The sequence below is a fragment of the Lunatimonas lonarensis genome (genome assembly GCF_000390185.1).
GTDB lineage: Bacteria > Bacteroidota > Bacteroidia > Cytophagales > Cyclobacteriaceae > Lunatimonas > Lunatimonas lonarensis.
In genome coordinates, this window is sequence record NZ_AQHR01000101.1 from 1 (window position 1) to 14,190 (window position 14,190).

Genomic DNA, 14,190 nt, shown 5'->3' on the forward strand with positions numbered 1-14,190 from the left:
GAGAGGACAGATAGGGAACTAATCCCTATCTTCCTACTCGATTAAATAGGTATTATGTTTTCGGTTTAAATACGTATTTTTAACACGTAACCTATTAAACCCATTATCATGACCTACTACACATCCTTAATAAAGGTCTCGGTTTGCGCTGTGGCTTTGTTTGTTTTTTCTGTCGGCGCACTGCATGCGCAAGACGGCACCATTTATCCACTTGATAATCCGGAGGAACCTAACGCCATTCCGTTGGGTACAGGCGGGGTAGAAAACCAACCCGCTCAGGAAACCTGGTTTCGCCAATGGGGAGATCCCATGGCGCGCAATATCACCCAGGCTACCCTGACGCCCTTTTTGCCTGACCCAGAAAAGGCCAATGGAGCTGCTGTCATTGTAGCGCCTGGAGGTGGTTACCGATGGTTGTCCATGGGCAACGAAGGTTGGGAAGTAGCGGAGGCACTAAGAGAGCAGGGGATTGCGGCTTTTGTGCTGAAATACCGCTTGTTTCCTACTCCGGAATCATTGGATGAGTTCTCGGACTGGATGAACAGGCCGCGCACTCCGGCCTCTCCGCCCAGTGGATCCGGAACCTCGGCTGCTACTCCACCTCCTGCCCCTCAGATTGATCTTTCCAATCAGCTTGCAGATGCTGAAGCTGCCTATAAAATGATCATTGACCGTGCAGAAGAATGGGGTGTGGATACTGATCGTATTGGAATGATCGGATTCTCTGCCGGTGCGGGCTTGACCATGCACGCTACCTTGCACTCCAAAACCATGAAGCTGGCCTTTATAGGCCCCATATATGGCGGCATGGGGCCGGTGGAAGTGCCCGAAAATGCACCTCCCATGTTCAACGTGATAGCCACGGATGATTTTCTTTTTAGGGGGCAGTTTGGTATCATCGACTCTTGGTATAAAGCTGGTATTCCGGTGGAATTCCACCTCTATCAGAATGGAGGCCATGGATTTGGCTTAGGTAATCCCGGACGCACCAGCAACCGATGGTTTGATGCCTTCATGCATTGGGTCGATGTAAATGGGTTCCTTTCTCCCAAGAACTAACCTAACCAATATATTCGGGAGAAAACAGGGCTTCGGCCCTTTTTTTTGCCTTTGAACGGAAGGTTTTATGGTTGGAGGATTGGGACTTTGGTGTATCCGGGCCTTTCAGTCCAAATTTGCTAGGGCGAAGGAAATGTGAAAAAGAGGTAATCCCAGGTGCCCGGCATTTGCCACGGAGCCGTTTGTTGGTACAATTCAAGAAGCAAGTGTCTTGCAGAGCAGATCGCGAAATGAGGGGTAAAAAATCTGGTGTTTTTAAGTGCTGTTTTTTTTTGTTGATGGTGGGTTTTCGAAGGCAAAGAGGATCCACGTCTTTCTGGAATGTAGTCTTATTGTTAATTTTTTTGGTATTATTTCAATTAAACGCATAAAATCGATAGCTTTCATGCCAAAAGAGAAATGGGACGTTAAATAAAGCATGAAAAAGGGAGAATTGGTTGCCTTCAACGGCCCAGGTCAAAAACTGGAGCTTCGTCACGAATCAGTTAGAGACCTTAAGCCGTCCGAAATATTGGTTAAGAACGAGTATACAACCATCTGCGGGAGTGACTTGCATACGTACACGGGTGCGAGAAGAGAGCCCTGCCCCGCGGTGTTGGGACATGAGATCGTTGGTACTGTTGTCGAAATAGAGAAGCATCATCCAGGGAGAGATTATATTGGCCAAAAAATTGGGCCGGGAGATGTTGTTACCTGGACCATATTTTCGAGTGATTTGGACTCCCCGATGGCCGCAAGAGGGATACCGCAAAAAGGAGAGAATTTATTCAAATACGGACATGCCCAGATCACTTCTTCCGAGAAGTTTCATGGGGGACTTGCAGAATACTGCATCCTTCGGCCGGGAACCGGTATATTAAAGTTGCCATCTGATCTCCCTGTTCCGGTTGCGGCGACCCTGAACTGTTCGATTGCCACAGCTGCCGGGGCACTTCGGCTTGCTGGTACGGTTAGGGGAAAGCGGGTAATGATTTTTGGAGCCGGGATGCTTGGGATTACTTGTGCAGCTATGTGCAGGGATGGAAATGCAGCTTGGGTGGGAATTGCTGACTACGCTGAACAACGATTGGAAAAGGCGGTGGCATTTGGTGCGGATCATGTGGTGAATTTAAATGTGGATCGGATTGTAGACACAGTCAGGGATAGGTTTGGCAGCAGCGGAGTGGACGTCGTGATCGACATGAGTGGGGCACCGGACGCTATGGAGGCGGGCATGGAAATTTTGGGAATTGGGGGAGTATCGGTGTGGGTAGGAGCTGTTTTTAAAACCCGAAAAGTTCAGATCGATCCAGAAAATTTGATCCGGAAACTTATTACAATCAAGGGGTTGCATAATTATAACTTCGAAGATTTCGTAGATGGGTATAAGTTCATTACCCGTAATTGGCCCATTTTCCCTTTCAATTCAATCGTTGAGAAAGAGTTTGATCTTGTTCACGCTGAGGATGCATTCGAATATGCCCTTCGCGAAAAGCCATTAAGGGTAGGTATTCGGATAAATTAATTTAAATCAAATTGCAAGAAGCAGGAATTTTCAGAAGGGCGCAATGGCGAATGCTGTTGATTACGATGTTCTGCTATCTGTTTTTTTATACTGGAAGGCATAATTTTGGATGGGCATCCAAGGATCTGGCGGGCGATTTGGGAATATCCTACGCATTGATTGGCTGGATCAGCGCGGGGATGTTATTTGGGTATGCCTTCGGACAACTTGTCAATGGAAATTTAGCAGATAGATTCAGTCCCAGAGCGATGATTCTTTTGGGAGGGGTTCTTTCCGTGATGGCAAACGTTGCCATAAGTTTCAGTAGCGACTACCTTGCGATTTTGGTTTTGTGGACGCTCAACGGGTATTTCCAGTCCCTGGCTTGGGCTCCGGGAAGTAGATTGATATCCAATTGGTGGAGGCCTGAGGAGCGGGGCAAGGCATTTGGATTGTACACAATGGCTGCCGGCAGCTCCTCTGTGGTCACATTTTTAGTTTCTATCGTCATACTGAATAATGGGGTAGAATGGCCGTACCTGTTCCGTCTACCGGTGCTTTTCCTGTTATTTGCGGTACTTCTATTTTACCTGGTGGCTCGGGATAAGCCCTCTGAATTGGGGTTTTCCGATTTGTATCGTACAAAGCAGCCAAATGGAATAGATTCATGGACGACGCGTTATAGTGCCGTTTTCCAAAACAAAAAATTTATGATCGCATCCGTGTCCCTTGGCTTTGAAAGTATGGCAAGGTATGGACTGATAGTTTGGGTACCGCTGTATTTTTTGGGCAGCTCCGATGGGAAGTTTGAAAACCTGTGGGGAAGTTTGTTTTTGCCCATTGGCATGGCGGTTGGAGCGCTATCTTTCGGGTTTATTTCGGATTCTCTCTTTAAAGGGAATCGACACCGGTCCATTTTTTTGGGCATGGCCGTTGCCGCTCTCGTTTTGGTAGGGATTTACGTTGCTCCGGCGGATAATTGGCCATTAGGTGCGCTGCTGATGTTTTTGGCCGGATTTTTTGTATACGGGCCACAGGCCAATTTTTGGCCTCTAAGCCCTGACATGCTGGGTGATAGATTGGTAGGTACAGGGGTAGGGGTAATGAATACATTTGCGTATCTTTTTGCAGCCTTGGGAGAACCTCTACTGGGAAAAGTCATTGACTTGACGGACAGTGCTTCTGTTTTTGTTGCACTTGCCTGTATCTGCACGCTATCGGCTGCAACAATTCTGGTAAGTGAGAGGTGGCCTAGCATTACGGGAAAGTCTGAATAGTCGGTATGAGGGGTGAAAACCGAATCGCCTAGGCTCTTTTTTGGTGTTTTTTCCTGATTCGAAACAGGTTTTAGTATTGGCAGGGTTAGCCGATTTCAGCAGCCATCGATTTTTTCTGAAAAAAATTTCCGGGTAAGTTTTAAAACATATTTGCAACAATGATGCAAAAGTAATAATATTGCAAAAAGTTTTTGAACAACCTACTAATAGTTGACCTATGAGAATTATTAATCTGTTTTTTGTTTTTGGACTGGTACTCCTAGTCATGTCTTGCCAGGATACGGTAGATCCAATCTATGAAGAGGAAGAATCGTATGCAGACCTCGAAAGTGAGTGGATTCGTATCACCGCCTGGGACGAGAATGGCAAAATCCTACTAATCGACCCGGTAAAAAATAGTGTCTCGAGTCCTTCAGTTTCACCGTTTGTGCAAGGTGCAGCCAATTATCTGTCGACTTCAGGTAGATACGTGGTGTCTGTAGAAAGGCAGCAAGGAAGTGTCCGTTTTTTTGATACCGGCGTGGAGAACCACGGAGACCATGGTCACCTCCATACGCCCAGGTGGCTTTCCGCAATCGCACAGGTTCCGCTTCCAACCCACTTCTCCGCTACCCACGGACGAATTGTAATTTTCAATGATGGGGATGGCAGTGTTCTTTTCGCAAGGGAAGCAACTATGGAGACTCCTACCTTTCAGCCTGGGCTGCTTTCGGATCTAGGCAATGGTGTTCACCACGGTGCAGCTACCTGGGTATTAGGCGATAAATATGCGGTGACGTACAAGGACGAGTCCGTACCGGGCGCGCTGCCACAATACGTCAAACTCGTCAATGCACAGGGTCAAATAGTAGCCGAAAACCCAAATGCACGTGTGACAGGCATCCATGGCGATGCTTCGAATGGGAGGCATGCCGTATTTGGAGCTACTGAAGGGGCTTTGGTGGTGAGCCAATCCAATGAGATCAAATTGATCCCTAACCCATCGACTCTTGCCCCTACATCCGGAAACTGGATGGGGACAATAAAGACCCATGATGCACTGGATGTTTTTTATGGCTATGCCAGAAACCACGGTATTTTTGAAATCAATCCATCTACAAACACCATTCGCCAGTTGGTGAATGCCCCCAACCTAAAGAGTTATTTCCTAAGTGCTGAAGGAGGGTACCTGGTCGTTCAAACTGCGGATGACCATGTAAAGGTTTTCGATACGACGACAGGATCCGAAATAAAAGGGAAAAGTATAAGCAGTGCCGATGATCCAAATGGTGCCGTACTTCGTAAGGAAAGGACAGCGCTGGAAACCTACCGGGTGCTTGCTGAACCCAGTCCGGTGTTGGCTGCTTCGGAAAAGTACCTATATGTATTGAAGCCAAACAGGATCACCATACAGGTATTGGATATAAAGACGTTGGAAGAGGTTTCCAACATCCAGCTTGAGGCCACTGTCCACAATATGATGCGTGTAGGATTTTAGGTGTTTTCAATTTTTTCTTTCCAACTTACTGCGGGGGCTGGGCTTGCCCCGCTTCCCCGCAGGTTTTTTGACGCAGAGGGAAAGGCGGCTTGCAGAAAGCTGTTTATGTCGATTATCGTCTGGTACTTAAAAAGCCAGAACCTTTTCTGGAGATTTATCCATACCTTTGTTCCTTCGAGTTCTTTATTTGTTTCTCAATCAACCGAGACTGGTTGTACCTAGCGGTACATTAAAAGGGAATCGTGTGTAAATCACGAACTGTCGCGCAACTGTAAGTAACATCCAAAGGCTATTGCCCTTGTGTTCCACTGTCCTGATCGAAATCAGGATGGGAAGGACGGCAAAAGCTGTTACAAGTCAGGAGACCTGCCTTTCTCGAATTGACGGTGCTTTCGCGGTTTGAAGTGGTCGTCAGGTATGATTTTTCGGGTATTTCCGCTTTGCGGCGGGGATTCCTGCATTTGAAAATTAGGGAAAAGTATGCTTTTTGCCATTGGACAGGTCTGTCCTCTGCGTACTTTTACCACTACCTGCATGCCTACTTTATTCCATCCTAGCCCAAGGGAGCAGTAGGAGCTTTTAACAGATTACTTTCAACTAAACCGTTAAAGCAACATGCAAACGCACAACCTCGGCTATCCGCGTATTGGTAGCCGGCGCGAATTGAAAAAGGCCTGCGAAAAATACTGGTCAGGCCAGATTTCCCGGCAGGAGCTCTTTAATCAAGGGTACGCTATTAAGGCCGACAATTGGCGCCTCCAGCAGCGTGCTGGGATCGACTGGGTGCCATCCAATGACTTTTCTTACTATGACCAGGTGCTAGACCATTGTCTCATGGTTGGAGCTATCCCTGATCGGTATCATGCTATTTTGGTGGAGAAGAAAAAGCACGAATTAGACCTTTATTTTGCCATGGCGAGAGGGTATCAGCGCGACGGTTTGGATGTCAAGGCGATGGAAATGACCAAGTGGTTTGATACCAACTATCACTACATCGTTCCGGAGTTCCATAAAAACCAACAGTTCGAGCTTTTTTCCGAAAAAGTAATACATGAGTTTGAGGAGGCGAAAGTGCAGGGTATCCTCACAAAGCCGGTACTTTTGGCCCCGGTGTCTTTTCTTCTACTCGGGAAAGAAAAAGTTGCAGGCTTCGATCGCATTGATCTGCTGGATAACCTATTGCCCGTATACCTTAAAGTTCTCGAAAAGCTGGTAGGTTACGGAGCCGAATGGGTTCAGTTTGACGAGCCTTTTCTGGCACTAAGCCTTAGTGATAAGGAACAGACCGCCATGAGAAGAACCTATTCCGTCATTAAAAAGGCTTTCCCGCACCTGAAGACAATGGTTGCCACCTATTTTGGTGGGTTGGATGCGCATCTTGGTTTGGCTGCGGAGTTACCGGTATGTGCACTGCATTTGGATCTAGTTCGGGCGCCTCATCAGCTAGGCTCGTTGCTGGAATTGGTACGTCCAAAGATGAGCTTATCGTTAGGGTTGGTAGATGGTAGAAATGTATGGAGGAATGATCTTCAGGCATCGTTGGATTTGATTCGTCTCGCTGTCAATAAACTTGGTTCCGATCGGGTGTGGGTCGCTCCTTCCTGTTCACTGCTGCATGTTCCCTGTGATCTGGAGCTGGAGAGCGGGCTTGACGCCGAAATTAAGGGGTGGTTGGCCTTTGCAAAGCAAAAGATCGAAGAGGTTGTGTTGCTTCAGCGAATTGGGAACCACACTCGCCAAGACCGGGTTGACCTGAAGGATACCCCATGGCTTGGACAAACCCTCGAACAGAACCGACAATACCTAACAAGTCGAAATACTTCGACCCGTATCCATAACGAAGCGGTGAAGACGGCCTTGGCCTCGGTACTGCCGAGTCACTCACAGCGGAGCAGTCCGTACGCTGAGCGGCACAAGCTGCAGACTGAAGCTCTTGCGTTGCCACTTTTTCCCACCACCACGATTGGATCCTTTCCGCAGACAAAGGAAGTGCGGCAGTGGAGGGCAAGGTATAAGAAAGGCGAGCTAAGCCTTGCTGCCTATGAGAACCTTCTTAAAGCGGAAACCGAGCGTTGCGTACGTTGGCAAGATGATTTGGGTTTGGATGTACTGGTGCATGGGGAGTTTGAGCGTAATGATATGGTGGAGTATTTTGGCGAACAGCTGGAAGGTTTTGCATTTACGACCAATGGTTGGGTGCAGAGTTATGGTAGCCGGTGCGTCAAGCCACCGATTATCTATGGGGACGTGAGCCGAAAGCATCCCATGACAGTAGATTGGACGGTGTTTGCACAGTCGCTAACCCGACGACCAATGAAGGGTATGCTGACTGGGCCAATTACCATACTTCAATGGTCCTTTGTACGAAATGATCAGCCAAGGAAGGATACCTGTTTTCAGATTGCCTTAGCCATTCGGGAAGAGGTAAGGGATCTGGAGCAAGCTGGAATTCGGGTCATACAAATAGATGAGCCCGCCTTACGGGAAGGTCTCCCGCTCAAAACCTCCGAATGGCCGGACTATTTGGATTGGGCGGTGACAGCTTTTAGGTTGTCGGCTTCTGTTGTCGGAGACCATACCCAAATTCACACACACATGTGCTATTCGGAATTTAACGACATCATATCCCATATTGCGGCGATGGACGCAGATGTGATTACCATTGAATGTTCCCGATCGCAGATGGAGCTGTTGGATGCCTTTGCTGCCTTCGAGTACCCCAATGAGATTGGCCCGGGGGTATACGATATCCATGCTCCTCGGATCCCGTCTTCTGAGGAAATGATCGAGCTGATGGAGAAAGCGATACGTGTCGTCCCAAAAGAGCGCCTTTGGGTTAACCCAGACTGTGGTCTTAAAACCCGCGGATGGGAGGAAACCCAACGAGCATTGGAGGAGATGGTGAAAGCCGCCGATGGACTCAGGGCCAAATTTGCACGTAAGGCAGACATGTAAAAAAAGCGCTAAAAGAAACCGGTGGAATTCTAAACAAAATTTGCCGGGATAAGTTACCAAACAAGATTGGGGTAGCTCGGAAGGGCTACTCCAATCTATCCCCTTCGTGAAGTATGCGAAGATACAAGGAATTTACACACATGATCATAAAGAAGAAAATCGAATACGGAACGTCTCCGCTGTTTTGTTGGGACGTGTTTGCTTGTGATACCCTCGAGTTACGCACTACACTCAAAAAGTCGCAAGATGTACAGGAACTGAAATTTTTGGCCGAGAAAAAAGGCTGGGAATTTGACTGGGAGCGTCTTTTCGATTACAGCTATCAGACCATTGTTTTGACGGGAGTTGATAATCGTATCCTGTGGGTAGGGGATGGTTTTCACGAAATGACCGGATACCCCAAAGTATACGCTTTGGGCAAAAGTCCGCAATTTCTGCAAGGGCCTGGGACAAGAGAGGAGGATAAGGAATCCTTTAAAGAGAAGTTACTTGGGGGAGGGGAGTTTACGCAGCGTATCCTAAACTACCGAAAGGATCGGTCTGAGTATATTTGCGAAGTGACGGTACTTCCCATAATGGGAGTTGACCAATCGACCGCCGCCTTTTTGGCGTTGGAGTCGGAGGTTTTTTAAGGAGGTTTAATCTACGAAAGCAGCAAAGCACATCCCGGCATCCGGTAGTTAAGAGATTGCCATGGCCCTATCCGAGGGGACTTCAACAGACATCAAATGGGGACGCCGGCCCGGCTCGGGAGGAGAAGGAAAAGGTAGTGTGCCACTGAATGTATAATCTGCTTGTAATCAACAAACCAATTTACTAAAAAACCAAGATGGCAAGATTGGTTAACTATTTTTAAGATCGGTTAACTATTCTTAAATAGTACCGACGAGCTTTTTGACCTAATTTTATAGCATGAAGTTCATGGTGTTAAGATGCATTTGGGTGGTGGCATTTGCTGCATGTTCACGGTCAAATAATAACCCAAGTGGTTTTGAAAATCCCTCGATTTCCATTGTAGACTCCATTCGAGTGGACTACCTGGGAAACCTTTATGTAATGGACTATGATCCGTCCTCCCAGCTGTACCTTAGTAGAAACAACGGCACCGATGAAATCGTCCTGTTCGACGATTCCGGAACAATAAAGGAGCGGTTTGCCTTTCAGCAAGACGGCCCGCATGCGGTAACCTCTGCAAATGGTTTTCGCTTAGCGCTCATAGAGGGAAAAGTCGTTGCCATGGACCATCAAAGGGGCATCCTGTTTTTCAACCAGCATGGAGCGATTCAAAAACGGATTGCGTTGCCAGGGGAACATTTTTTTTCTGGCCGGGACGAGTTTACCCTTTCATCCGTTAGGTGATAAACTGGCTTATGCACGGCCAGAACGTGGTGGAATCGATTGGGAAAATCCAGCCAGTATTTTTAAGGGAATATATTCAAGCCCTCTATTGGAAGTGTTGGATACGCTGTCCGGAACTGTTAGGCGAACCATGGCATTTCCTCCCAATACCGTTTACGAAGATGGGAATTATTATCACCTGACATTTCCGATAATCGTGAAAAATGGAAAGGAATGGATCCTGTCCTTGATGGCTGAAAGAAAATACCATGTCTATCTCGAAAATGGCAACGAACTGGAATACAACAGAACCGTGGATTTGGATTTAGCCGATGCTGTTGACATAAGAGGGGCACCCAACTTTGACCAAATGTATGAGGCAAACCAATTCAATATATTTGGTCGGTTCCATGAAATGTATGCATATAACGGGATGATCTTCGTAGTGTATTCGAAAGGTGTCAAGGAAGAAGTGGCTAGGCAGTATAGCCCTGGCAACATGGAGGAATGGGGTACGTTTATTCATGGAATACCCCGATTCCTAGCAGTTTTTGACCAAGCACACCAGCTGCTCTTCAAGGATATTCCCATGCCTGCCGGTATACATTTAACACCAGTTATCAATAGTAATGGTGAAATTATGGCCATCAAAAACCAAGAACATCGGGGTGTGGAGGAAGACATTGTTACGGTATACAAACTGAAATTGGCAACTAGGTAGAGCACGCGGGCAGTACAATGTTCCTGCTATGCCTATCTTCCTTTACTCCCAGTATCCAAAATACCGTCCCATCCAGTACGCTACCAGAAAATACGTTCCACTGTCTTCGGTAAGCCCACCGTCGCCGCTATCCATAAGTTTAGGGTTGGTATTCCACCTGGAGATATTCCCTTCTTGGCTAGGAATAGCTCGGTCTGCCTGGTCCCGAGGTGTTCGATGTGCCAGATAGTCCTTCCGGAGGTCCCACCGGTGGCTGTTCTCCATGCGCCAGCTGATTAGGTCGATCGGAAATGCATGGATTTCCTCCAAGGCAGTTTGTATATCGGCATCCATCCTTAGCAATGCACTCGCAAACACATTCCAAACCGGCATCCGGTCAGAACGTACGGCTTGCCAAGTCCTTGCCAAACTGGCTTTGTAAACCGGGTAGTCGGGGTGGTCTTCCGGCAGGTACCTAAGCAGGTTGTAATAAGGAAAGAAGTTGAGGATATCGTCCGAATGACTGATGTCAAAGGGGGCCGTAACCTTTGCAAACCGCGCATTTTCCAGGTAGCCATGGGTGTCTACCAAGGTTTGGTAGACCTGTTCATACCGGGGGTTTTGGGTAAACCGATGTGCCGTTTTCAAGAAGGAAAGGATTTGCAGGGAGTTCAGCCCCCGCTCAAACATCCAGTTGGGCGAATGGTTTAGTGAATCTGGATGCCAAATGCCCCAACGGGTGGGCAGGCCGTCGAAATCAATGAGGTGGTAATCATTGTCCAAAATGTGGGTGACGATGCGGTCTATCAGGTTGGCCGCACGATCTTTTCCGGGGTCATCTGCTACCAGATCATGGTATAAGGACACTGAATAGACATGTCCGGTAATTTCATCGCTGCTGGTATCGTCCAGCCACTGCCATTTTCCGTCCGGTGAAGGGTGCCAGACTTTTGGATGAGGCGATCGGGACGGGGTGACGGTATCTTCCGCACGGGCGTAGGATCTGGCGGGATATCCGGAAATACCGCTCACCGTTTCCAGTCTTTCCAATGCCTCGAAGGTTCGGGATGCTTTTTCCTTGGCATCTGGGCTTTTGGTCACAGCGTACCGGTAGCATTGCGCTATCAGGTAGCAGGCGGTCCAAAGCCCGTCGTTGTCCTCATTGTCCATGTAGCTGGTGGAGAGGTCTCCGGGCGTTCGTAGCTTGGATCGGTTGACCAGCCCCAGTCGGTTATGGCGTGCATCGATGATTTTTTCGATAGAGTCGGCCTTGGTCTGTAGCGTCATAGGCTGCCGGCTGATTTCCGAGATGCCGTCGTTCGTGCCAATCCATGTCTTGCCGTTTTCAAGTGATAAAACAGCGGTTACCTCATCACTTGGCAGCCATCGTTTTCCTGCGTAGTAGCGCCAGGTTTCGGTATGGTGAATGGCTCCCTGTTGGGTGCCTAGCCACAGTCCATCTGCTCCTTGGTGGATAAAGGTGGCAGGGCCAAAGGGAAGCCCGTCATTTCCCCTTGCTGCCCAATGGTTTCCATCTTCGGATATTCGACCGATGGCCCATGCGGAGCTGAAATAAATATCTTTGCCATCGTTTTCCGACACCAGGGAATAGTATTTTCTTTCGTGTCCTACCGCCATCATATGCTCATCCATGTCAGTCCACTTGCCTCTTTCTTTCAGCCACAGCCCGTCAAGAGAGGCTACCCAAAGACGTTGACGACTATCCTCGACGATCGAGGTTACGGGGATTTTACGTGACAGCTCTTCCTGTATCCACGTTCCGTCCCAAACATAGACTCCTTGGTTAGTGCCAAGGTAGATCCGGTTGCCTGATGCAGGTTCCAAGCACTGGATTTTCTCTCCGTTCGAAAGGACCGGCAGGATTATCTCTTCTCCGTTAAGTGCGATGAGCTTCTCGGGTGTAGCAATCCAGACCAATCCAGACTCCTTTATCTGCCTACTATGTAGGATGTTGGGAGCTATAAGTAAATGTTGCCATTTCCCCCCTTCCCACGCAAATACACCCTGGCTGGTAACTACCGTTGGTTGATCTTTCACGTGATACAGCCCAATCACTTGCCTGCCCGCTGCATCAGGCAAGGGGATTTCCTTTTTTATGTCTTGCAAGTACTCGCCAGCTGAAAGGCGTTGGGCAACCATGGGATTACCTATTAGCAGAAGGTACACGAAAAGCCAGGTGGCAAAGAGAGAGGGAAGATATGACATGGTACTTGGATTGATTTATCATAGTACCGAGGATTGCTCGGTTGAGGCCACGATTTGTGGAAAAAAGAAGCGCCGATTCCCATCGGCGCCGATTGAAAAGTTTGTTGCAAGGAATTAAAAAATGGTTGCTGTATTAATGACTCAAAAGTAGGGCAATTTTGCGAGGCATTGTTTATCCGTTCGGTTAAGCTTGTTTTATCAATTACACTAGATATTTCAAGGGGATTTAATACAGAAGTAACACAACCATCCTTTCGAAGGGCGGCCACTGACTTCGTTTTTTTTCGTACCTTTGTGGCAAATTCAAAACCATTGAAAGCTAGAACCTTAAAAAAAGATAAAGTCAATATAATCACCATGGGCTGTTCGAAGAACCTGGTTGACTCAGAGGTGCTGTTAAGTCAGCTTCGAGGTAACGGGATAGACGCCCATCATGAGTCCGCCGAACGGGACAATAACATTGTAATTATCAATACCTGCGGTTTTATTGACAACGCCAAGCAAGAGTCTATCAATACGATTCTTGAATATGCCGAAGCCAAGGAGAAAGGACTGATCGATAAAGTATATGTGACTGGCTGCCTTTCGCAGCGCTACAAAGACGATCTGGAAGCGGAAATTCCCCAAGTGGATGCTTTCTTCGGTACCAGGGATCTTCCTGCCATCCTGAAGCGGTTCAAAGCAGATTATAAGCATGAATTGGTTGGTGAGCGGCTGTTAAGCCACTCGGCTCATTACGCCTATATGAAAATATCGGAGGGCTGTGATAGGCCCTGTTCTTTTTGTGCAATTCCTCTCATGCGGGGCGGGCATATCAGCCGCCCGATAGAGGAACTGGTAAAGGAAGCCCGGCACAAGGCCGCCCAAGGAACTAAGGAGTTGTTGTTGATTGCCCAAGACTCTACCTACTATGGATTAGACCTGTACAAGCAACGCCGACTGCCCGATCTGCTAAGATCGCTTTCAGATGTGGAGGGGATTGATTGGATTCGTTTGCATTATGCCTATCCCACAGGCTTCCCGATGGAAATCATGGATGTGATGGCCGAGCGGCCTAATATATGTAAGTACCTCGACATTCCTTTGCAACATGGATCCTCGGAGGTGCTCAAAATCATGCGGAGGGGAACCACTCGTGAAAAGCAGGAAGAGCTGATCCAACGAATTCGGGATAAGGTGCCGGATATAGCCATTCGGACTACACTCATCGCCGGACATCCTGGGGAGTACGAACGGGAGTTTGAGGAAATGGTGGATTTTGTGCAGCGAATGCGGTTCGAAAGATTGGGGGTTTTCACCTATTCACATGAAGAGGACACCCACGCTTATGGAATGGAGGACCATGTTCCGGCTGAGGAGAAACAAGCCCGTGCCAATCATATTATGGATATCCAAGAGCAGATATCCTTTGAGCTTAATCAGGAGAAGGTGGGTAAGACCTACAAGGTGCTCATCGACAAAAAGGAAGGAGGGCATTTTGTGGGGCGAACAGAGTTCGATTCAGTGGATGTTGACAACGAAGTGCTAATCGACGCGGAAAAATACTATTGCCGAGTTGGAGACTTTGTGTCCGCCAAAATTACGGATGCAACTGAGTTTGATCTTTTTGGAGACGTGGTCACCCCCTAAGCAGCTACTGGTTGAACAAATTGGGTCTAGGCGATTTTTGCCTAGA

At 47.9% G+C, this 14,190-nt stretch carries 10 protein-coding genes and 1 riboswitch; of the genes, 9 read left to right on the top strand and 1 reads right to left on the bottom strand.

All coding sequences use genetic code 11. The annotated features are described in order from the left end of the window. The first annotated feature begins 108 nt into the window (after window positions 1-108). The 8 genes from ADIS_RS17445 (at window position 109) to ADIS_RS17485 (ending at window position 10,310) form a co-directional block, all read left to right on the top strand. On the top strand, window positions 109-1,059 hold the full coding sequence (locus ADIS_RS17445; RefSeq protein WP_010855983.1) for an alpha/beta hydrolase: 951 nt from the start codon (window positions 109-111) through the stop codon (window positions 1,057-1,059). Window positions 1,060-1,477: 418 nt separating this feature from the next. Then, on the top strand, window positions 1,478-2,563 hold the full coding sequence (locus ADIS_RS17455; protein WP_010855985.1) for a zinc-binding dehydrogenase: 1,086 nt from the start codon (window positions 1,478-1,480) through the stop codon (window positions 2,561-2,563). A gap of 11 nt (window positions 2,564-2,574) precedes the next feature. Next, window positions 2,575-3,819 carry an MFS transporter gene (locus ADIS_RS17460; RefSeq protein WP_202900588.1) on the top strand — a complete coding sequence of 415 codons (1,245 nt, stop codon included), beginning with the start codon at window positions 2,575-2,577 and terminating at the stop codon, window positions 3,817-3,819. 217 nt (window positions 3,820-4,036) lie between these two features. Next, entirely contained in the window at window positions 4,037-5,296 is a 1,260-nt protein-coding gene (locus ADIS_RS17465) for a hypothetical protein (RefSeq protein ID WP_035806730.1), read from the top strand. 192 nt (window positions 5,297-5,488) lie between these two features. Then, a riboswitch (cobalamin riboswitch) is annotated at window positions 5,489-5,684 on the top strand. Between the two features lie 227 nt (window positions 5,685-5,911). After that, window positions 5,912-8,251, top strand: coding sequence for a 5-methyltetrahydropteroyltriglutamate--homocysteine S-methyltransferase (metE, locus tag ADIS_RS17470; RefSeq protein ID WP_010855990.1), 2,340 nt, complete (start codon window positions 5,912-5,914; stop codon window positions 8,249-8,251). 113 nt (window positions 8,252-8,364) lie between these two features. After that, window positions 8,365-8,883, top strand: coding sequence for a PAS domain-containing protein (locus ADIS_RS17475; protein WP_051113347.1), 519 nt, complete (start codon window positions 8,365-8,367; stop codon window positions 8,881-8,883). A gap of 289 nt (window positions 8,884-9,172) precedes the next feature. Further along, the gene (locus ADIS_RS17480) at window positions 9,173-9,610 is read left to right on the top strand and encodes a hypothetical protein (RefSeq protein WP_155907588.1); all 438 of its coding nucleotides are present in this window, start codon (window positions 9,173-9,175) and stop codon (window positions 9,608-9,610) included. A 94-nt stretch (window positions 9,611-9,704) separates the two neighbouring features. Next, on the top strand, window positions 9,705-10,310 hold the full coding sequence (locus ADIS_RS17485) for a hypothetical protein (RefSeq protein ID WP_162141584.1): 606 nt from the start codon (window positions 9,705-9,707) through the stop codon (window positions 10,308-10,310). A 42-nt stretch (window positions 10,311-10,352) separates the two neighbouring features. Here ADIS_RS17485 and ADIS_RS17490 read toward each other — a convergent pair whose 3' ends face one another. Continuing rightward, window positions 10,353-12,515, bottom strand: a complete 2,163-nt coding sequence (locus ADIS_RS17490) for a ligand-binding sensor domain-containing protein (protein ID WP_010855992.1) — start codon at window positions 12,513-12,515, stop codon at window positions 10,353-10,355. 312 nt (window positions 12,516-12,827) lie between these two features. Here ADIS_RS17490 and rimO point away from each other — a divergent pair, with 312 nt between their 5' ends. Continuing rightward, window positions 12,828-14,144, top strand: coding sequence for a 30S ribosomal protein S12 methylthiotransferase RimO (rimO, locus tag ADIS_RS17495; RefSeq protein ID WP_035806756.1), 1,317 nt, complete (start codon window positions 12,828-12,830; stop codon window positions 14,142-14,144). Window positions 14,145-14,190: the final 46 nt, after the last annotated feature.